This window comes from Acidovorax sp. AC410, assembly GCF_979253235.1.
In genome coordinates this window covers 3,056,423-3,074,573 of the sequence record NZ_CEEDCG010000001.1, presented here as the reverse complement: position 1 = coordinate 3,074,573, position 18,151 = coordinate 3,056,423, and the positions used below count along the sequence as shown (strand labels likewise).

17 protein-coding genes, 1 tRNA gene and 1 pseudogene are annotated in these 18,151 nt (G+C 64.4%); 13 read left to right on the top strand and 6 right to left on the bottom strand.

Features of this window, described 5'->3' with window-relative positions:
- Window positions 1-56 precede the first annotated feature (56 nt).
- The 5 genes from prfA (at window position 57) to paeA (ending at window position 4,994) form a co-directional block, all read left to right on the top strand.
- Window positions 57-1,145, top strand: coding sequence for a peptide chain release factor 1 (gene prfA, locus AC0IZS_RS14330; protein ID WP_322595221.1), 1,089 nt, complete (start codon window positions 57-59; stop codon window positions 1,143-1,145).
- A 23-nt stretch (window positions 1,146-1,168) separates the two neighbouring features.
- Window positions 1,169-2,023: a peptide chain release factor N(5)-glutamine methyltransferase gene (prmC, locus tag AC0IZS_RS14325; protein ID WP_471636214.1), complete on the top strand. Its 855-nt coding sequence runs from the start codon at window positions 1,169-1,171 to the stop codon at window positions 2,021-2,023.
- A gap of 52 nt (window positions 2,024-2,075) precedes the next feature.
- Window positions 2,076-2,399: a Grx4 family monothiol glutaredoxin gene (grxD, locus tag AC0IZS_RS14320; protein ID WP_322595223.1), complete on the top strand. Its 324-nt coding sequence runs from the start codon at window positions 2,076-2,078 to the stop codon at window positions 2,397-2,399.
- A gap of 158 nt (window positions 2,400-2,557) precedes the next feature.
- Entirely contained in the window at window positions 2,558-3,565 is a 1,008-nt protein-coding gene (locus AC0IZS_RS14315) for an AAA family ATPase (protein WP_322595224.1), read from the top strand.
- A gap of 100 nt (window positions 3,566-3,665) precedes the next feature.
- On the top strand, window positions 3,666-4,994 hold the full coding sequence (paeA, locus tag AC0IZS_RS14310; protein WP_471636213.1) for a polyamine export protein PaeA: 1,329 nt from the start codon (window positions 3,666-3,668) through the stop codon (window positions 4,992-4,994).
- A 10-nt stretch (window positions 4,995-5,004) separates the two neighbouring features.
- Here the strand turns inward: paeA and AC0IZS_RS14305 are convergent, their stop codons facing one another.
- Together AC0IZS_RS14305 and AC0IZS_RS14300 are read right to left on the bottom strand one after the other, a co-directional pair.
- A complete protein-coding gene (locus AC0IZS_RS14305) occupies window positions 5,005-5,676 on the bottom strand; it encodes a lytic transglycosylase domain-containing protein (protein WP_471636212.1) in 672 nt (223 codons plus the stop codon).
- The gene (locus AC0IZS_RS14300) at window positions 5,673-7,415 is read right to left on the bottom strand and encodes a proline--tRNA ligase (protein WP_471636211.1); all 1,743 of its coding nucleotides are present in this window, start codon (window positions 7,413-7,415) and stop codon (window positions 5,673-5,675) included. The genes AC0IZS_RS14305 and AC0IZS_RS14300 overlap by 4 nt, the downstream gene beginning before the upstream one ends.
- 92 nt (window positions 7,416-7,507) lie before the next feature.
- On the opposite strand from AC0IZS_RS14300, the gene AC0IZS_RS14295 reads away from it, so the two are divergent.
- Window positions 7,508-8,212 carry an RNA pyrophosphohydrolase gene (locus AC0IZS_RS14295; protein WP_471636210.1) on the top strand — a complete coding sequence of 235 codons (705 nt, stop codon included), beginning with the start codon at window positions 7,508-7,510 and terminating at the stop codon, window positions 8,210-8,212.
- Window positions 8,213-8,266: 54 nt separating this feature from the next.
- Here AC0IZS_RS14295 and proB read toward each other — a convergent pair whose 3' ends face one another.
- The 4 genes and pseudogenes from proB to rplU all read right to left on the bottom strand — a co-directional run bounded on the left by proB (window position 8,267) and on the right by rplU (window position 11,337).
- Window positions 8,267-9,409, bottom strand: a complete 1,143-nt coding sequence (gene proB / locus AC0IZS_RS14290) for a glutamate 5-kinase (RefSeq protein ID WP_471636209.1) — start codon at window positions 9,407-9,409, stop codon at window positions 8,267-8,269.
- Window positions 9,410-9,501: 92 nt separating this feature from the next.
- Window positions 9,502-10,571, bottom strand: a pseudogene (cgtA, locus tag AC0IZS_RS14285) (Obg family GTPase CgtA).
- A 181-nt stretch (window positions 10,572-10,752) separates the two neighbouring features.
- Window positions 10,753-11,010, bottom strand: a complete 258-nt coding sequence (rpmA, locus tag AC0IZS_RS14280) for a 50S ribosomal protein L27 (RefSeq protein WP_007854552.1) — start codon at window positions 11,008-11,010, stop codon at window positions 10,753-10,755.
- A gap of 15 nt (window positions 11,011-11,025) precedes the next feature.
- Window positions 11,026-11,337, bottom strand: coding sequence for a 50S ribosomal protein L21 (gene rplU, locus AC0IZS_RS14275; RefSeq protein WP_007854550.1), 312 nt, complete (start codon window positions 11,335-11,337; stop codon window positions 11,026-11,028).
- A gap of 226 nt (window positions 11,338-11,563) precedes the next feature.
- Here rplU and AC0IZS_RS14270 point away from each other — a divergent pair, with 226 nt between their 5' ends.
- From AC0IZS_RS14270 to zapD, 7 genes are all read left to right on the top strand, one after another.
- Window positions 11,564-12,493: a polyprenyl synthetase family protein gene (locus AC0IZS_RS14270; protein ID WP_471639528.1), complete on the top strand. Its 930-nt coding sequence runs from the start codon at window positions 11,564-11,566 to the stop codon at window positions 12,491-12,493.
- Between the two features lie 48 nt (window positions 12,494-12,541).
- Window positions 12,542-12,618 (top strand) — tRNA-Pro (locus AC0IZS_RS14265).
- A 139-nt stretch (window positions 12,619-12,757) separates the two neighbouring features.
- Window positions 12,758-14,494: a type IV-A pilus assembly ATPase PilB gene (gene pilB / locus AC0IZS_RS14260; protein ID WP_471636208.1), complete on the top strand. Its 1,737-nt coding sequence runs from the start codon at window positions 12,758-12,760 to the stop codon at window positions 14,492-14,494.
- Window positions 14,495-14,522: 28 nt separating this feature from the next.
- Window positions 14,523-15,743, top strand: coding sequence for a type II secretion system F family protein (locus AC0IZS_RS14255; RefSeq protein ID WP_471636207.1), 1,221 nt, complete (start codon window positions 14,523-14,525; stop codon window positions 15,741-15,743).
- Complete coding sequence (locus AC0IZS_RS14250) at window positions 15,743-16,699, top strand: prepilin peptidase (RefSeq protein WP_471636206.1); 957 nt, start codon at window positions 15,743-15,745, stop codon at window positions 16,697-16,699. Before AC0IZS_RS14255 ends, AC0IZS_RS14250 begins: the two co-directional genes overlap by 1 nt.
- Before the next feature lie 3 nt (window positions 16,700-16,702).
- The gene (gene coaE / locus AC0IZS_RS14245; RefSeq protein ID WP_471636205.1) at window positions 16,703-17,302 is read left to right on the top strand and encodes a dephospho-CoA kinase; all 600 of its coding nucleotides are present in this window, start codon (window positions 16,703-16,705) and stop codon (window positions 17,300-17,302) included.
- A gap of 87 nt (window positions 17,303-17,389) precedes the next feature.
- Window positions 17,390-18,145 carry a cell division protein ZapD gene (gene zapD, locus AC0IZS_RS14240; protein WP_471636204.1) on the top strand — a complete coding sequence of 252 codons (756 nt, stop codon included), beginning with the start codon at window positions 17,390-17,392 and terminating at the stop codon, window positions 18,143-18,145.
- Window positions 18,146-18,151 lie beyond the last annotated feature (6 nt).

Here is an 18,151-nt window from a genome sequence, read left to right as displayed (position 1 = left end):
GCCGCAGGGCAGCGCCCGCTACGAACGCGTAGCAGCCCCTCCCCCTTTTTCACCGCATGAAGACATTTCTTAGAAACCAGCTGGAGCGCTACGCCCAGCGCTTGGGCGAGCTTGATTTCCTGCTCTCGCGCGAGGACATCATGGGCGACATGGCCCAGTACCGCCTGCTCTCGCGCGAACATGCCGAGGTGACCCAGGTCGCGGGCCGCTATGCGCGCTACGTGCAGCGCGAGGCCGACCTGGCCGGCGCGCGCGAGATGCTGGCCGACCCCGACATGGCCGAAATGGCGCAGGAGGAAGTCACCAGCGCCGAGGCCGAGCTGCTGCAGCTGGAAGACGAGCTGCAGCGCCTGCTGCTGCCCAAGGACCCGGACGACACGCGCAACGCCTTCATGGAAATCCGCGCGGGCACGGGCGGCGACGAGTCGGCCCTGTTCGCAGGCGACCTCACGCGCATGTACTCGCGCTATGCCGCCAACGTGGGCTGGAAGGTCGAGGTGGTGAGCGAGAACGCGGCCGAGCTCGGCGGCTACAAGGAAATCGTGCTGCGCATCGAGGGTGACAACGTGTATGGCACGCTCAAGTTCGAATCGGGCGGGCACCGCGTGCAGCGCGTGCCAGCGACCGAGACGCAGGGCCGCATCCACACCAGCGCCTGCACGGTGGCCGTGATGCCCGAGCCCGACGAGACCGAGGCCATCAAGCTCAACCCGGCGGATCTGCGCATCGACACCTTCCGCGCCAGCGGCGCCGGGGGCCAGCACATCAACAAGACCGACTCGGCCGTGCGCGTGGTGCACTTGCCCACCGGCATCGTGGCCGAATGCCAGGACGGCCGCAGCCAGCACAGCAACAAGGCCAAGGCCCTGCAGGTGCTGCAGGCGCGCATCCAGGAAAAGGAGCGCAGCGAGCGCGCCGCCAAGGAAGCCGCGCTGCGCAAGGGCCTGATCGGCAGCGGCGACCGCAGCGACCGCATACGCACCTACAACTTCCCGCAAGGGCGGCTCACGGACCACCGCATCAACCTCACGCTGTACAAGCTGCTGCTGGTGATGGAGGGCGACCTGGCCGACGTGCTGCAGGCCATGGCCCATGCCCGCGAGGCCGAGCAACTCGAAGAGCTGGAAATGGGCGCGGCGGGCTGATCCTGCACCCACCCACCCCCGCCATGGACGACACCACCCCCAACCCGCCCGCCACCGTGGCCGACGCCCTGGGCCAGGCCCGCACCCTGGGCCTGGCGCGCATCGACGCGCAACTGCTGCTGCTGCACGCGCTGGGCCGCGCCACCACCGACCGCGCCTGGCTGCTGGCGCACGACACCGATGTGCTGGCACCGGATGCTTCGGACCGCTACCAGGCTCTGTGCCTGCGCCGTGCCACGGGCGAACCGGTGGCCTACCTCACGGGCCGCAAGGAGTTCTACGGTCTGGCGCTCTCGGTGGACGCCCGTGTGCTGGACCCCCGCCCCGACACCGAGACGCTGGTGGACTGGGCCCTGGAGGTGATCGCCCCCCTGCCCGCCCCGCGCGTGGTGGACCTGGGCACAGGCAGCGGCGCCATCGCCCTGGCGCTCAAGCACCAGTGCCCAGCGGCCCGCGTGCTGGCCGTGGATGCCAGCACCGATGCGCTGGCCGTGGCCCAGGCCAACGCACAGCGGCTGGCGCTGCCGGTGCAGTTTGCGCACGCCGACTGGCTGCAGGGGGTGGAGGGCCGGTTCGACGCCATCGTCTCCAATCCGCCCTACATCGCCGCAGCCGACCCGCACCTGGCCGCGCTGACCCACGAGCCGCTCTCGGCACTGGCCAGCGGCACCGATGGGCTGGACGACATACGCACCATCGTGGTGCAATCCCCCGATCACCTGCTGCCCGGAGGCTGGCTGCTGCTGGAACACGGCCATGACCAGGCAGTTGCCGTGTGCCAACTGCTGCGCGAGCGCGGCTTCGGCGCGGTGCAAAGCCGCATGGATCTGGCCGGCATCGCCCGCTGCTCGGGCGGACAGTGGCCGACAGTGAAATAATCGCGCTGTTGCGGGCCTGCGAGGCCCGCCAGCCCTTTCAAGGAGTATCCCCATGAGCGACACCCAGCAACGCATCGACGCCCTCGTGAAATCCAGCGACATCCTGCTGTTCATGAAGGGCAACGCCAGCTTCCCCATGTGCGGTTTTTCGGGCCGCGCGATCCAGATCCTCAAGGCCAGCGGCGTGGACCCCAAGTCCGTGGTCACGGTGAACGTGCTCGAGGACGACGAGATCCGCCAGGGCATCAAGGAATACAGCCAGTGGCCCACCATCCCGCAGCTGTACGTCAAGGGCGAGTTCATCGGCGGCTCGGACATCATGATGGAGATGTACGAATCGGGTGAACTCAAGCAGGTGCTGGGCACCGGCGCGTAAGCGACTCTTCGCCTGGCACAAGGCCGCCTTCGGGCGGCCTTGTGCTTTGCGGGCAACACCCAGCGTTGTCAGGGCTTGCCCTGCATTTGCGCAGGCATGTTGTGTGCTTGAATGCTTGCGTGACGTGACGTTTTTGCAACTCACAAGGAGAGCATGCGATGACCAGCCATAGCCTTGTTCCCCAAGCACCCACCCTGCGCCTGCCGGTGGCCCAGATGCGCAATGTGTTCCACCCTGGCGATGTGGAGCGCAAGCTCTCGCGGCTGCAGGAGTCGGGCAACCAGCGCGAATACGAAACCCTGCGCACCGTCTACGAGCGCATGCTGGAGCGCGGGCCGGAGCGCTTTCAGGTGAAGCCCTCGGGGGTGCCCGACATGGTGAGCCTCTACGAACAATTGCCCAATTTCACGGACGTGCTGGACGACGTGAAGCGCCATGTGGCCCTGGCCCAGGACAGCTGCGACGGGCTGGAGGTGACGCCCATGCTGCTGCTGGGCCCCCCGGGCATCGGCAAGACCCATTTTGCGCGCCACCTGGCCGAGCTGCTGGGCACGGGCATGAACCTGTTGCCCATGAGTTCCATGACCGCAGGCTGGCTGCTGTCGGGCTCGTCGGCCCAATGGAAGGGGGCACGCCCCGGCAAGGTTTTCGAGGCCCTGGTGGAGGGCGAGTACGCGAACCCGGTGATCGTGGTCGACGAGATCGACAAGGCCGCGTCGGACGCGCAGTACGACCCGCTGGGCGCGCTGTACAGCCTGCTCGAGCACGACACCGCGCAGAGCTTCACCGACGAGTTCGCCGAGGTGGCCATCGACGCGAGCCAGGTCATCTGGATCACAACGGCCAACGACACCCGGGGCATTCCCGACCCCATCCTGAACCGCATGAACGTGTTCGAGGTGGAAGCCCCCACGCTGGCGCAGGCGCGCACCATCGCGCGCAACCTGTACCAGGGCATACGCGCCGGGCACGACTGGGGCCGCCTGATCGACCCCGAGCCGCAGGGCGATGTGCTGGACCTGCTGGCCACGATGCCGCCGCGCGAGATGCGCCGGGCGCTGATGACGGGTTTTGGCAACGCGCGGCTGGAGCGGCGCTCCACGGTGGAGATCGCCGACCTGCCGCGGGCGGCCTCGGGGCGCAATCGCATCGGCTTCGTGCAGTAGGGTTCTGCCAAGGCGCGCTGCACGCGGCCTGTTGGGGCGCCGGGCTCCCAGATACACTCTGTAGCCCGGTGTGCCGCAGCGCCACGTTCTGTCGCTCTTCATGTCCCTGACCCAAAGCTTTTTCGTGATCGGGCTGCTGATTGCAGCCAGTGCCTTCTTCTCCATGGCCGAGATTTCGCTGGCGGCCGCGCGCCGCCTGCGCCTGCGCCAGATGGCCGACGAGGGCGACGCGCGCGCCGACCGCGTGCTGCGCATGCAGGAGCAGCCGGGCGACTATTTCACGGTGGTGCAGGTAGGGCAGAACGCAGTGGCCATCCTCGGCGGTATCGTGGGCGAGGGGGCGCTGAGCCCGCACTTCAGCACGCTGTTCGGCTGGTGGCTGAACGAGGGGCATGCGCAGAAGGCGGGCTTCCTGGCGTCGTTCCTGGTCATCACCTCGCTGTTCATCCTGTTTGCCGACCTGTTTCCCAAGCGCCTGGGCATGGCCGAGCCCGAGCGGCTGGTGGTGCGGCTGGCCAAGCCCATGGCCTGGTGCATGGCGATCCTGCGCCCGGTGGTGTGGTTCTACAGCCGGCTGGCAGATGCGCTGTTCCGCGTGCTGGGGCTGTCTTCGCTGCGCGATGACCGCATCACGTCCGACGACATTCTGGCCATGATGGAGGCCGGCACCCGTGCCGGCGTGCTGGCAGCGCGCGAGCAGCAGGTGATCACCAACGTGTTCGAGCTGGACACACGCATGGTGTCGAGCGCCATGTCGCAGCGCGACCGGGTCTCCTTCTTCCTGCGCGACGAGTCGGACGCGGTGATACGCCTGCGCATCGCGGCAGAGCCGTTCTCGACCTACCCGGTGTGCGAGGGCGACATCGACCACGTGGTGGGCTATGTGGATGCCAAGGACCTGTTCCAGCGCGTGCTCAACAACCAGCCGATATCGCTGGCCGACGACAGCCTGGTGCGCAAGGTGCTCATCGTGCCGGACCGGCTCACGCTGTCCGAGGTGCTCGAGCAGTTCCGCCAGGTGCACGAGGACTTTGCGGTCATCGTCAACGAGTACAGCCTGGTGGTGGGCGTGGTCACGCTCAACGACGTGATGAGCACGGTGATGGGCGACCTGGTTTCGCCGCTGGACGAGGAGCAGATCGTGCGGCGCGACGAGAACTCGTGGCTGATCGACGGCGTGACGCCCATCGGCGACGTGCTGCGCGCCCTGTCGCTGGACGAGTTGCCGCATGCCGAGGAGTACGAGACCCTGGCCGGCTTTTTGATGGTGATGCTGCGCCGCGTGCCGCGCCGTACGGACAGCGTGAGCTGGGGCGGCTACAAGTTCGAGGTGCTGGACGTGGACAGCTACCGCATCGACCAGGTGATGGTGTCACGGCTGTCCCAGTCCGCTAACGACAATGCGAACACCCCCGGCACGATAGTGTGAAGCGGGATTGCTAGCCTGCGGCTGGCCGGTCGACGTACTCCCAGCTGCGCTGGGCACCGAAGACGGCATTCGGGTAGGGAGGGCGCCCCCGGCTGCCGTTGTAGCGGCCGAGCGCCATGAACAGGTCGCCGCGCTCGCGGTCGATGTAGTGGCGCAGGATCACGCAGCCAAAGCGCAGGTTGGTCTGCATGTGGAACAGCTTGCCGGCGTCGCCGTCGCCGATCACGCGCGTCCAGAACGGCATGACCTGCATGTAGCCGCGCGCCCCCACGCTGGAGACGGCGAACTTGCGGAACCCGCTTTCCACCTGGATCAGGCCCAGCACCAGGGACACGTCGAGCCCCGCACGCTTGGATTCGTACCAGACGGTCTGCAGAAAGTCACGCCGCACCTGCCACTCGGGCTTGCGCCGACGCAGGCGGTCGCTCATCGCGGCCAGCCAGCGCACGTAGTGCAGGCGGGTGTCGGTGGTGAAGAACTCGGGCTCGGGCGGGGCCTGGTTGGCGATGGCGGAGCTCAGTGCGGTGCGCACCGAATCCATCAGCGGCTCTTCGAGCTGGCCGCCGGCATGCGCCGCGCTGGGCGCCCCCAGCCACGCCGATGGCCCCGCCAGCGAAGCGGCCAGGCAGGCGCGGCGGGAAAGGCCGCGGCCCTCGCCGCCCAAGCCGTGCACCCCGTTCATACCGCCATGCGGCCCTTCACGTGGGCCCAGATGTCGGTGATCGCCACCTTGGTGGCAGCGCTGTCGCGGCGGTGCTGGTACTCGACCTGGCCTTCCTTGAGGCCGCGGTCGCCGATCACCACGCGGTGGGGCACGCCGATCAGCTCCCAGTCGGCGAACATGGCGCCAGGGCGCTCGCCACGGTCGTCCAGCAGCACATCGACGCCGGCCACCAAAAACTCGGCGTACAGCTTTTCGGCCGCGACCTTGACCTCTTCGCTGCGGTCCATGCCGATCGGGCAGATGACGACGGTGAAGGGGGCGATGGCGTCGGGCCAGATGATGCCGCGCTCGTCATGGTTCTGCTCGATGGCGGCAGCGGGCAGGCGGGTGATGCCGATGCCGTAGCAGCCCATCTCCAGCGGCTGGGGCTTGCCGTTCTCGTCCAGGAAGGTGGCGTTCATGGCGCGGCTGTACTTGGTACCGAGGTAGAACACATGGCCCACTTCGATGCCGCGCTCGATGGCCAGTTCCCCCTTGCCGTCGGGCGAGGCATCGCCCGCCACGACGTTGCGCAGGTCGGCCACGGCGTCGGGCTCGGGCAGGTCACGGCCCCAGTTCACGCCGGTCATGTGGAAATCGGCCTCGTTGGCGCCGCAGATCCAGTCGGCCATGAGCGCCACGTCGCGGTCGACCACGGTCTTCACGGGCTTTTTCAGGCCCAGGGGGCCCAGGTAGCCGGGCTTGCAGCCGAAGTGCTCCTCGATCTCGCCAAGGGTGGCGAAGCGAAAGCCCGCCAGGCCCGGCACCTTGCCAGCCTTGATCTCGTTCATGTCGTGGTCGCCGCGCAGCAGTAGCAGCCAGACCTGGGTCTTGACGATTTCGCCCGCTTCGTTGGTCTCGTCGGTGGCCAGCACCAGCGACTTGACGGTGGTGTTCAGCGGTACGTTGAGCAGTTGGGCCACATCGGCGCAGGTGCTCTTGCCGGGCGTGGGGGTCTTGGTGAGCGCCTGGCTGGCGGCACCGCGCGGGCCGGCGGGCGCCAGGGCCTCGGCCTTTTCCATGTTGGCGGCGTAGTCGCTGCCGGGGCAGTAGACGATGGCGTCTTCGCCGGTGGCGGCGATCACCTGGAATTCTTCGCTCAGGTCGCCGCCGATGGCACCGCTGTCGGCGGCCACGGCACGGTAGGTCAGGCCGAAGCGGTCGAAGATGCGGCGGTAGGCCTGGGCCATGACCTGGTAGCTCGCCTTGGCAGCAGTCTGGTCGCGGTCGAAGCTGTAGGCATCCTTCATGGTGAATTCGCGCCCGCGCATCAGGCCGAAGCGGGGACGGCGCTCGTCACGGAATTTCGTCTGGATCTGGTAGAAATTCTTTGGCAACTGTTTGTAGCTGCGCAGTTCCTGGCGAGCGATGTCAGTGATCACTTCTTCGCTGGTGGGCTGGATGACGAAGTCGCGGCCATGGCGGTCCTGGATGCGCAGCAGCTCGGGGCCCATTTTTTCGAAGCGGCCCGTCTCCTGCCAGAGCTCGGCTGGCTGCACCACGGGCATGGCCAGTTCCACAGCGCCGGCACGGTTCATTTCCTCGCGCACGATGGCCTCGACCTTGCGCACCACGCGCAGGCCCATGGGCATGTAGTTGTAGATGCCGGCGCCCAGCTTCTTGATCAGGCCGGCCCGCGTCATCAACTGGTGGCTGACCACCTCGGCGTCGGCAGGCGCTTCCTTGAGGGTGGAAATAAAGAATTGGGAGGCTTTCATCGGCTTCGGCAGAGGGCGTCTGGGTGCAGCCCACTTGCTGCGCTCAAAGCGCCGTGCATAATGGACACAGTTTAAAAATTTGGGGTTTGATTATGCTTGACCGGGACGGCTTTCGGCCGAACGTCGGCATCATCCTGCTCAACCAGAAGAACCAGGTGTTCTGGGGCAAACGCATCCGCACCCACAGCTGGCAGTTTCCACAGGGTGGCATCGACCGGGGGGAAACCCCGGAACAGGCCATGTTCAGGGAGCTGCACGAAGAAGTGGGCCTGCACCCCAACCATGTGCGCTTGGTGGCCCGGACACGGGACTGGTTGCGCTATGAGGTGCCTGACCGGTACATCCGCCGCGATGCGCGCGGACACTACAAGGGCCAGAAGCAGATATGGTATCTGCTGCAACTGGTCGGACACGACTGGGATCTGAACCTGCGTGCCACCAACCATCCGGAGTTCGACGCCTGGCGTTGGAACGACTACTGGGTTCCGCTGGACGTGGTGGTGGAGTTCAAGCGCGGCGTCTACGAAATGGCGCTGACAGAGCTGGCGCGTTTCCTGCCCCGCAACGAGCAGCGCAACCGCTACCTGCGCAGCGGCATGCGCGCGCGCGATGGCGAGCATGCGGGCAGCGCCATGTTCCGCACCGGCTCACTGCTGGTGAATCCGGGCATGGAGCTTCCGCCGGGCGCGAGTTTCGACCCTGATCCGCAGAGCAGCCGGCCCATGGGGCTGGAGGGCTTGCCTGCGTCCTCTCCAGAGCCAATGGTGGCCAGCAGCGCCCCGCCCCCTCTCAAGTAGCTGGGGCTGGCGCACGCGCCGGGAGAATGCCCATGCCCCGGCATCGGTCCACCATCAAGCGATGGTGAGCACCATGTTGTCGCGGTGTACCATCTCGGCCTCGGCCACATAGCCGAGCAGGCGCTCGAACTCTGACGAAGACTTGCGGCACAGCAGGCGCGCCTCGGCGCTGGCGTAGTTGGCCAGGCCCCGGGCGATCTCCACCCCGGCCAGGTCGCGCACGGCGATCACGTCGCCGCGCGAGAAATCTCCCTCGACGGCCGTCATGCCGATGGGCAGCAGGCTCTTGCCTTCATCGCGCACCTTGGCCGCCGCTCCGGCATCGACCAGCACGGCACCGCGCAGCTGCAGGTGGTCGGCCATCCACTGCTTGCGGGCCTGCTTCTTCTGCGTCTGCGCGACCAGCAGGGTCCCGAGGGCTTCGCCCTTGACGAGGCGCACCAGCACGTCCTGCTCACGCCCCCAGGCGATGACAGTGGAGGCGCCGGAACCGGCTGCGCGCTTGGCCGCCAGGATCTTTGTGATCATGCCGCCCCTGCCGATGCTGGAGCCGGCGCCGCCGGCCATGGCTTCGAGCGCAGGGTCTCCAGCCTTGGCCTCATGCACGAACTGTGCGGCAGGGTCACGGCGCGGATCGGCCGTGTACAGGCCCTTCTGGTCGGTGAGGATGACAAGGGCGTCGGCCTCCACCAGGTTGGCCACGAGCGCACCCAGGGTGTCGTTGTCGCCGAACTTGATTTCGTCGTTGACCACCGTGTCGTTCTCATTGATCACCGGCACCACGCCCAGGCGCAGCAGGGTGAGCAGGGTGGAGCGGGCGTTCAGGTAGCGCTCGCGGTCGGCCAGGTCGGCGTGGGTGAGCAGCACCTGGGCGCTGCCCATGCCCTGCTCGCGCAGCTTGGTCTCGTACATCTGGGCCAGGCCCATCTGGCCGACGGCGGCGGCGGCCTGGAGCTCATGCACTTCATGCGGACGGGTGGTCCAGCCCAGGCGTTTCATGCCCTCGGCAATGGCTCCGCTGGACACCATGATGACCTCGCGCGGCGCCCCACCGCCCTCGCCGCGCACCAGCGCAGCGAGTTGCCGGCTCCACTCGCCGATGGCTGCCTCGTCGAGGCCCCGCCCCTCGTTGGTGACCAGGCTGGAGCCTACCTTGACGACGATTCGGCGGGCATCCCGCAGCACACTGGAAACCATTTTTGCTTCTTTTGCCTCTGTCGCTGGGCGGCCAGGACGGCTGCCATCAGTGCATTGTTGTCTGGGGGCCCTAGGGCCGTGCTGCCCGGCTTTCAGTCGGGCGCATCACCTGCAAAGCGCGGATCGATCTCCTCGGGCGTGTTTTCAACGCGCTGTTGCGTCTGCACATGCCGGTAAATGGCATGGATCAAAGGCTCGCAGCCTTCGCGGGTGAGCGCGGAGATCTGGAACACCGGGCCCTTCCACTTGAAGCGCTTGACGAAATCCTTCACCCGCTGCTCGCGCTCTTCGGCGGGCACCATGTCCAGCTTGTTGAGCACCAGCCAGCGCGGCTTGTCGTGCAGTTGCTGGTCGTACTTCTTGAGCTCACCCACGATGGCCTTGGCCTGCGCCACCGGGTCGACCGCGTCGTCGAACGGCGCCAGGTCCACGATGTGCAGCAGCAGGCGGGTGCGCTGCAGGTGGCGCAGGAACTGGTGGCCCAGGCCCGCCCCCTCGGAGGCGCCCTCGATCAGGCCCGGGATGTCGGCGATCACGAAGCTCTGCTCGGGTGCCACGCGCACCACGCCCAGGTTGGGGTGCAGGGTCGTGAAGGGGTAGTCCGCAATCTTCGGCCGTGCATTGGACACGGCAGTGATGAAGGTGGACTTGCCCGCATTGGGCATGCCCAGCAGGCCGACGTCGGCCAGCACCTTGAGTTCCAGCTTGAGGTTCTTCTTCTCGCCGGGCCAGCCAGGCGTCTTCTGCCGCGGCGCACGGTTGATGGCGCTCTTGAAGCGCATGTTGCCAAAACCGCCGTCCCCCCCTTGGCGATGGTGACCACCTCGCCCGGATTCAGCAACTCGTACAGCACCTCGCCGGTTTCGGCGTCCGTGAAGATGGTGCCCACAGGCACCTTGAGCGTGATGTCCGAGCCTGCGGCTCCGAACATGTCCGAACCCATGCCGTGCTCGCCGCGCTTGGCCTCGTGCCGGCGCGAGTAGCGGAAATCGACCAGGGTGTTCAGGTTCGGGTCCGCCACGGCGAACACATGCCCGCCCCGGCCGCCGTCGCCCCCATTGGGACCGCCGAACTCCTTGTATTTTTCGTGCCGGAACGACACGCAGCCATTGCCACCATCACCGGCGGCAATGTCAATATAGGCTTCATCGACGAACTTCATGGGTATCCAGTTTACAAAAGAGCGCTGCGCAAGAAAATCACCGGTGAAGGAGCAGCAGGGCTTTGCTCTTTTCGAGGGGCGTGCAGGACGCTGACAGGACGCCTCCGGCAGGAAGTACCAGGGGTCCAAACAACAAAGCCCCGACCAGGCGGGGCTTCGTTTGCTGCCGGGGTGAAAACCCTCAGGCGGCCGTCACATTGACCGTCGACTTGGACAACGCGCCCTTGGTGCCGAACGACACGTGGCCGTCCACCAGTGCGAACAGGGTGTGGTCCTTGCCCACGCCCACGTTGGTACCGGGATGGAAACGCGTACCGCGCTGGCGCACGATGATGGAGCCAGCACTGATCAGTTCACCACCGAACGCCTTGACACCCAGCATCTTTGGCTTGGAGTCACGTCCGTTTCGCGTAGAGCCGCCGCCTTTTTTCTGTGCCATGACATCAGCTCCCTGTTAACCAGCGATCACGCCGATTTGCAGTTCGGTGAACTGCTGACGGTGACCTTGACGTTTCTGATAGTGCTTGCGACGGCGCATCTTGAAGATGTGCACTTTGTCGTGCTTGCCGTGCGCCACCACAGTGGCTTTGACCGTTGCACCGGACACCAGGGGCGTGCCAACCTTCAGTTCAGCGCCGTTTCCGACAGCCAGAACTTGGTCGATCACAATCTCCTGGCCTACGTCCGCAGCAATCTGTTCTACTTTAATTTTTTCGCCGGAAGCAACGCGATACTGCTTGCCGCCGGTTTTTATGACCGCGTACATGTTGACCTCTTGATATGAGTTCCGCAGACGAATTTCTGCAGAGCCCGCTAGTTTAGCATAGCGGGCAGTTCGTAGCAAGCCAGCGACATCCGCTGTGAACCTGGCGCACCGCGACGCGAGGAAGGCCACGGCCGTTCCTATAATCCGCTGCACTCCGAGCGCTCCTATCTTGACTGACCACTCCCAAACAGCCGCCACGCCCGCACTCACGCTCATCGCCGCCGACATGCACGAGGTGGACCGGGTGATTGCCGCACGCCTTACCTCCTCCGTCCCCCTGGTGGCGCAGATTTCGCAGTACATCATCGCGGCGGGCGGCAAGCGCCTGCGTCCCGCGCTGCTGCTGCTGGTGTGTGGTGCGCTGGGCTACCGCGGCGCGCATCGCTTTGGCTTGGCGGCCGTGGTGGAACTGATCCACACCGCGACGTTGCTGCACGACGACGTGGTGGATGCATCCACCCTGCGGCGCGGTCGCGCAACGGCCAACGAGACCTTCGGCAACCCGGCCAGCGTGCTGGTGGGCGACTTCCTGCACACGCGGTCCTTCCAGATGATGGTCGAGACCGGCAGCATGCGGGTCATGGAGATCCTCTCGGAGGCCACCAACGTGATCGCCGAGGGCGAGGTGCAGCAGCTCATGAACATGCACGACGCCTCGCTGGACGAGGACGGCTACCTGCGCGTGATCCGCTCCAAGACCGCCAAGCTCTTCGAGGCCAGCGCGCGCCTGGGCGCGGTCCTGGCGGGCAGCCCGGCCGAACTCGAAGAAGCCTGCGCCATGTACGGACAGGCCCTGGGAACCGCCTTCCAAATCATCGACGACGTGCTCGACTACGACGGCAATGCCAGCGAGATGGGCAAAAATCTCGGGGACGATCTGCGCGAAGGCAAGTCCACCCTGCCCCTGATTGCGGCCATGCAGCGCGGCACGGCGGCGCAGGCGGCCATCATCCGCGAAGCCATCGAACAAGGCTCCACCGAGCAACTGCCCACCATCGTCGGCATCGTGCGGGACACCGGTGCGCTGGAAGTCACCCGGGCGGCAGCCATTTCAGAAGCACGCCGGGCCATCGCCGCCCTGGGAGCTTTTCCAGACAACGAATACACCGCTGGTTTGCTACACTTGGCTTCTCAATTGCTGGACCGCCGCGCATAGGCCCGCCCCCATGCGACCCGCAGGTCCCCGCGCCCCACGGGCGCCATACGGGGTGTAGCTTAGCCTGGTAGAGCGCTACGTTCGGGACGTAGAGGCCGGAGGTTCGAATCCTCTCACCCCGACCACTGCCCCGTGAAGACCCGCTACCCCACAAAACCAGCGTGGACTGTGGTTCAGGCGCCAATATGCAATGCTGTACAGGTCTTTGCCAATAGGCGATGATAGGATGGCTTGCTGCTCAACTCCTAACACATTACCGGTTACATGGCTGCTGTAGATACTGCTCAGAAAGAAACACCTGCAATAGCCCTTCCGGGCTTGGGCCGGGCGTTGATGTCTGCGGGAAAGCTGACCCAAAAAGCAGCCGAAGATATTTACAAAAAGTCACAAGTCAGCCGAACCAGTTTTATTGCGGAGTTAACGGGCTCAGGGGTCGTGTCCGCGACCGACCTGGCCCACACCGTATCCGCTGTATTTGGCGCTCCGTTGCTGGACCTGGAAGCCATCGACCCTTTGCGGCTACCCAAGGACTTGCTGGACGTAAAAATCTGCCAGTCGTATCGGGTCGTGGTGCTGAGCAAGCGCAACAACCGCCTGATCGTTGCCACTGCCGATCCTACGGACCAGGAGGCTGCCGAGAAAATCAAGTTCACGACCCAGATGGGGGTGGACTGGATTATTGCCGAATATGACAAACTGAATCGGCTGGTAGAAAGCAGTACGAAATCGACGTCCGAGTCGATGGAGAGCATGACCAGCGGAGGGGATTTCGAATTCGACGATATTCCCATCGAGGAAGCCGCTGATCCAGCCGATGCTGGCGCCTCCGATGTCGAGGATGCTCCGGTCGTCAAGTTCCTGCACAAGATGCTGCTCGATGCATTCAATATGCGGGCATCGGATCTGCACTTCGAACCCTATGAGCACCAATACCGGGTGCGCTTTCGCATTGACGGGGAGCTTCGGGAAATCACCTCACCACCAATTGCCATCAAGGACAAGCTGGCCTCGCGCATCAAGGTGATATCGCGCATGGACATTTCCGAAAAGCGGGTGCCGCAGGACGGGAAAATGAAGCTAAAAATCGGTCCCGACCGGGTGATCGATTTTCGGGTGAGCACGCTGCCCACGCTGTTTGGCGAAAAGATCGTGATCCGTATTCTGGATCCCTCCAGTGCCAAATTGGGTATCGATGCGCTCGGCTATGAGCCTGAAGAGAAGGCGCGCCTGCTGGACGCCATCAGCCGCCCTTACGGCATGATTCTGGTGACCGGTCCCACTGGCTCGGGCAAGACGGTATCGCTGTACACCTGCCTGAACCTGCTGAACAAGCCGGGGGTGAACATCGCCACGGCGGAAGATCCCTCGGAAATCAACCTGCCTGGCGTCAACCAGGTCAACGTCAACGACAAGGCCGGACTGACTTTTGCCGTGGCGCTCAAGTCCTTTCTGCGCCAGGATCCCGACATCATCATGGTCGGGGAAATCCGCGATCTGGAAACTGCCGACATCTCGATCAAGGCCGCGCAGACCGGTCACTTGGTGCTGTCCACGCTGCACACCAACGACGCGCCCACGACACTGACACGGATGCGCAACATGGGGATTGCCCCGTTCAACATCGCCTCCAGCGTCATCCTGATCACGGCGCAGCGCCTGGCACGTCGGCTTTGCCCCGTGTGCAAGGTGCCCGCAGATATTCCGCACGAGGCACTGGTGGATGCGGGTTACCCCGAGGAAGAGCTCGATGGCTCCTGGGTTCCCTACCGTCCGGTGGGATGCTCTGCCTGCAACAACGGCTACAAGGGCCGCGTCGGGGTCTACCAGGTCATGCCCATCACCGAAGAGATCCAGCGGATCATCCTGCGCGACGGCAGCGCCCTTGAGATCGCCGAACAGGCCAGGAGCGAGGGTGTGCGATCCCTGCGCGATGCGGCACTGTACAAGGCCAAGCTGGGGCAGACTTCCCTCGAAGAAGTCCTGGCCGTGACCAACGAATAAACACTACAGAATAGCGACGGGGAATACCATGGCGACTGCAGCAGCATCGAAAGACATCAAGGATTTCGTCTTCGAATGGGAAGGCAAGGACCGCTCCGGGAAGATCGTGCGGGGTGAGATCCGTGCGGGGGGCGAAAACCAGGTCCAGGCCACGCTGCGCCGCCAGGGCGTGTTCCCGACCAAGATCAAGAAACGGCGGATGAAATCGGGCAAGAAGATCAAGCCCAAGGATATCGCCCTGTTCACCCGCCAGCTCGCCACCATGATGAAGGCTGGCGTGCCCTTGCTGCAGTCGTTCGACATCGTCGGACGCGGCAACACCAATGCCAGCGTGACCAAGCTGCTCAACGATATCCGCACCGACGTGGAAACGGGGACTTCGCTGAACGGGGCGTTCCGCAAGCACCCGCTTTACTTCGACACCCTCTACTGCAACCTAGTGGAAGCCGGAGAGGCCGCCGGTATATTGGAAGCCCTGCTGGACCGCTTGGCCACCTATATGGAGAAGACAGAGGCCATCAAATCCAAGATCAAATCGGCATTGATGTACCCCATCTCCGTGCTGATCGTGGCCTTTGTGGTGGTCACGGTGATCATGATTTTTGTGGTTCCTGCATTCAAAGAGGTTTTTTCGTCCTTTGGAGCTGACCTTCCTGCGCCTACTCTTTTTGTCATGGCGATCAGTGAAATTTTTGTCAAATGGTGGTGGCTTATCTTCGGCGTCATCGGAGGCGGGTTCTATTTCTTCTTCCAAGCATGGCGCCGCAATGAAAGAATGCAGAAATTCATGGATCGCGCGCTTCTAAAAATGCCGATCTTTGGAGCATTGATCGACAAGTCTTGCGTGGCCCGGTGGACTCGAACATTGGCCACAATGTTTGCTGCCGGCGTTCCACTGGTAGAAGCTCTGGATTCCGTGGGCGGCGCCTCAGGCAATTCCGTCTACGCAGTAGCCACTGAAAAAATTCAGCAGGAGGTCTCAACCGGCACGAGCCTCACTGCAGCGATGGGAAATGTGAACATCTTTCCATCGATGGTGATTCAAATGTGTGCCATCGGCGAGGAATCTGGCTCTATCGACCATATGCTGGGCAAGGCCGCCGATTTCTATGAAGCAGAAGTCGACGAAATGGTGGCAGGCCTCTCGAGCCTGATGGAGCCCATCATCATCGTGTTCCTGGGAACGCTGATCGGTGGCATTGTGGTGGCGATGTACCTGCCCATCTTCAAGCTCGGCCAGGTTGTTTAATGGTCCTGGATCCGTGGTGGAGCGCCGCGCTCGTCGGCGTGTTGGGTTTGTTGATCGGTAGCTTCCTGAATGTGGTGATCTACCGACTGCCCAAGATGATGGAGCGTCAATGGGATGCCGAAGTGGCCGCGTATGCCGAAGAAAAAAGAGCGGCACAACAGACCGTCGCCAGTGCAACGGAGACAGTGCCGGCCAGTGACTCGCCTTTGCCTGCCGCAGAGCCTTTCAATCTCATGCTTCCCCGCTCGCGATGCCAGGCGTGCGGGCATGTGGTGCGCTGGTATGAAAACATACCTGTCCTGAGCTATTTGTTCCTGCGCGGGAAGTGCTCATCTTGTGGCGTGCACATCAGTCTGCGCTACCCCTTGGTAGAACTGACCACTGCAGGCCTGTTTGCATTCCTGGGCCACTGGGCAGGTCTGTCGGTCCTGACCCTGGTGTGGTGTGGATTTGCCGCAGCGGTACTGGCGCTTGCTTTGATCGATTGGGACACAACCCTGCTTCCCGACGACATCACCCTGCCATTGCTGTGGGCCGGGTTGCTGGCCTCCACGTTGGGCTGGACCGGCGTTTCGCCCACCGCCGCGGTGGCAGGTGCCGCTGCAGGGTATCTATCGCTCTGGCTGGTCTATTGGGGGTTCAAGGGGATCACGGGCAAGGAAGGCATGGGGTACGGGGACTTCAAGCTTTTTGCCGCGCTGGGTGCTTGGTTTGGCTGGCAAGCCCTGGTACCCATCATTCTCATGGCCTCAGTGATCGGCTCGGTGGTGGGCCTCGTGATGAAATTCAGAAACGCATTGCGCGAAGGTGTCTACGTTCCGTTCGGCCCCTTTCTGGCACTGGCAGGACTGACCGCGATGGTGTTCGAACCCCATACCATCATGGGCCCGTTTCTGCGCCTGGTGGAACTGGCTGCACATTGGCTGGGGATGGTTCTGCAGCGACTGGGCCTGTAAGCCATGCGCATCGGCCTGACCGGAGGCATCGGCAGCGGCAAGAGCACCTTTGGCCAGTTGCTGGCGTCATTGGGAGCGGCAGTGATCGATGCCGACCAGATCGCACGCAGCGTGACAGGCCCGGGGGGCTTGGCCATCGGCGCGATCCGGCAGACCTTCGGCACCGACTATGTCGATGCCTCTGGTGCGCTTGACAGGGCGCGCATGCGCACCCTGGCCTTCTCCGACGCCAACGCGCGGCTGCGTCTGGAGTCCATCGTGCATCCGCTGGTGACGCAGCGCAGCGCTGACGAGGCCCACCGGGCCCTGAAGGACGGAAAGCGACTGATCGTGCATGACATCCCGCTGCTGGTGGAGTCCGGGCGCTGGGCCCGACAACTCGATGCCGTGGTGGTGATCGACTGCCCCGCAGAGACCCAGATCGAGCGCGTGATCCAGCGCAGCGGCCTCGCACGCGAGGCCATTCAGGCCATCCTGTCACACCAGGCCAGCCGCGCCGTGCGCCGGGCCGCAGCCGATGCGGTGGTACACAACGGCCCGCTCTGCACATTGACGCAATTGCAGGCCCAGGCCGTGCAGTTGGGGCGGCTGTTCGGGCTATGATGCATGCGCACGCCTGAGGGCCCTGCCTTGACAGGCGGAGACCCGCAGCGACTCAAAATACCCTGAGAGCCCCGGGAACCCGCCAGCGTGATCCTTTACGAATACCCTTTCAATGAGCGCCTCAGAACGTACCTGCGTCTGGAGCAGCTGTTTCGCCGGCTCGGCGAACTGATACCGCGCTCCCACGCCCTGGACCACCATTTCGCGCTGGTCACGATCTTCGAGATCATGGACGTGGCTGCCCGTGCCGACCTGAAGTCGGACGTGCTCAAGGACATCGAAAAGCACAAGCACCAGCTCGATGGCTACCGCGGCAACCCGTCCATCTCGGAGGCGGCACTGGACGCCGTCATCGCCCAGCTCGACCACTGTTTCACAGCCCTGAACACGCAGAGCGGCAAGTCCGGTCATGCCCTCACCGAGAACGACTGGCTGATGAGCATCCGCAGCCGGGTCGGCATTCCGGGTGGAACCTGCGGCTTTGACCTGCCCGCCTACTATGCCTGGCAGCACCGCGACGTGGCCTACCGCCAGAACGCACTGCAGGAATGGGCGTCGACCCTCGCGCCCATGGCCGAGTCCATCTATGTGCTGCTCAAGCTGCTGCGCGACTCGGGCGTGCCGCAAAAGGTGGCCGCCGAACGGGGCCAATTCCAGCAGAACCTGCCCCAGGGTCGCACCTTCCAGCTGCTGCGCCTGCGCATGGACCCGTCGCTGGGTCTGATTCCCGAAATCAGCGGCAACCGCCTGATCGTCTCGGTACGGCTCATGCGGCAGGAGGCCGATGGCCGACTGCACTCCTGCGCGGAGGACGCCGCGTTCGAACTGACCCTGTGCGCGTGAAGGAGA

Coding starts and splice junctions, on each gene's coding strand:
- proB (WP_471636209.1), bottom strand. CDS start 9,409: ATGGTTTCCAGTGTGCTGCGGGATGCCCGCCGAATCGTCGTCAAGGTA.
- AC0IZS_RS14300 (WP_471636211.1), bottom strand. CDS start 7,415: ATGAAAGCCTCCCAATTCTTTATTTCCACCCTCAAGGAAGCGCCTGCC.
- AC0IZS_RS14270 (WP_471639528.1), top strand. CDS start 11,564: ATGCACGAGGTGGACCGGGTGATTGCCGCACGCCTTACCTCCTCCGTC.
- prmC (WP_471636214.1), top strand. CDS start 1,169: ATGGACGACACCACCCCCAACCCGCCCGCCACCGTGGCCGACGCCCTG.
- grxD (WP_322595223.1), top strand. CDS start 2,076: ATGAGCGACACCCAGCAACGCATCGACGCCCTCGTGAAATCCAGCGAC.
- AC0IZS_RS14305 (WP_471636212.1), bottom strand. CDS start 5,676: ATGAACGGGGTGCACGGCTTGGGCGGCGAGGGCCGCGGCCTTTCCCGC.
- pilB (WP_471636208.1), top strand. CDS start 12,758: ATGGCTGCTGTAGATACTGCTCAGAAAGAAACACCTGCAATAGCCCTT.
- rplU (WP_007854550.1), bottom strand. CDS start 11,337: ATGTACGCGGTCATAAAAACCGGCGGCAAGCAGTATCGCGTTGCTTCC.
- AC0IZS_RS14315 (WP_322595224.1), top strand. CDS start 2,558: ATGACCAGCCATAGCCTTGTTCCCCAAGCACCCACCCTGCGCCTGCCG.
- prfA (WP_322595221.1), top strand. CDS start 57: ATGAAGACATTTCTTAGAAACCAGCTGGAGCGCTACGCCCAGCGCTTG.
- AC0IZS_RS14250 (WP_471636206.1), top strand. CDS start 15,743: ATGGTCCTGGATCCGTGGTGGAGCGCCGCGCTCGTCGGCGTGTTGGGT.
- rpmA (WP_007854552.1), bottom strand. CDS start 11,010: ATGGCACAGAAAAAAGGCGGCGGCTCTACGCGAAACGGACGTGACTCC.
- paeA (WP_471636213.1), top strand. CDS start 3,666: ATGTCCCTGACCCAAAGCTTTTTCGTGATCGGGCTGCTGATTGCAGCC.
- AC0IZS_RS14255 (WP_471636207.1), top strand. CDS start 14,523: ATGGCGACTGCAGCAGCATCGAAAGACATCAAGGATTTCGTCTTCGAA.
- AC0IZS_RS14295 (WP_471636210.1), top strand. CDS start 7,508: ATGCTTGACCGGGACGGCTTTCGGCCGAACGTCGGCATCATCCTGCTC.
- coaE (WP_471636205.1), top strand. CDS start 16,703: ATGCGCATCGGCCTGACCGGAGGCATCGGCAGCGGCAAGAGCACCTTT.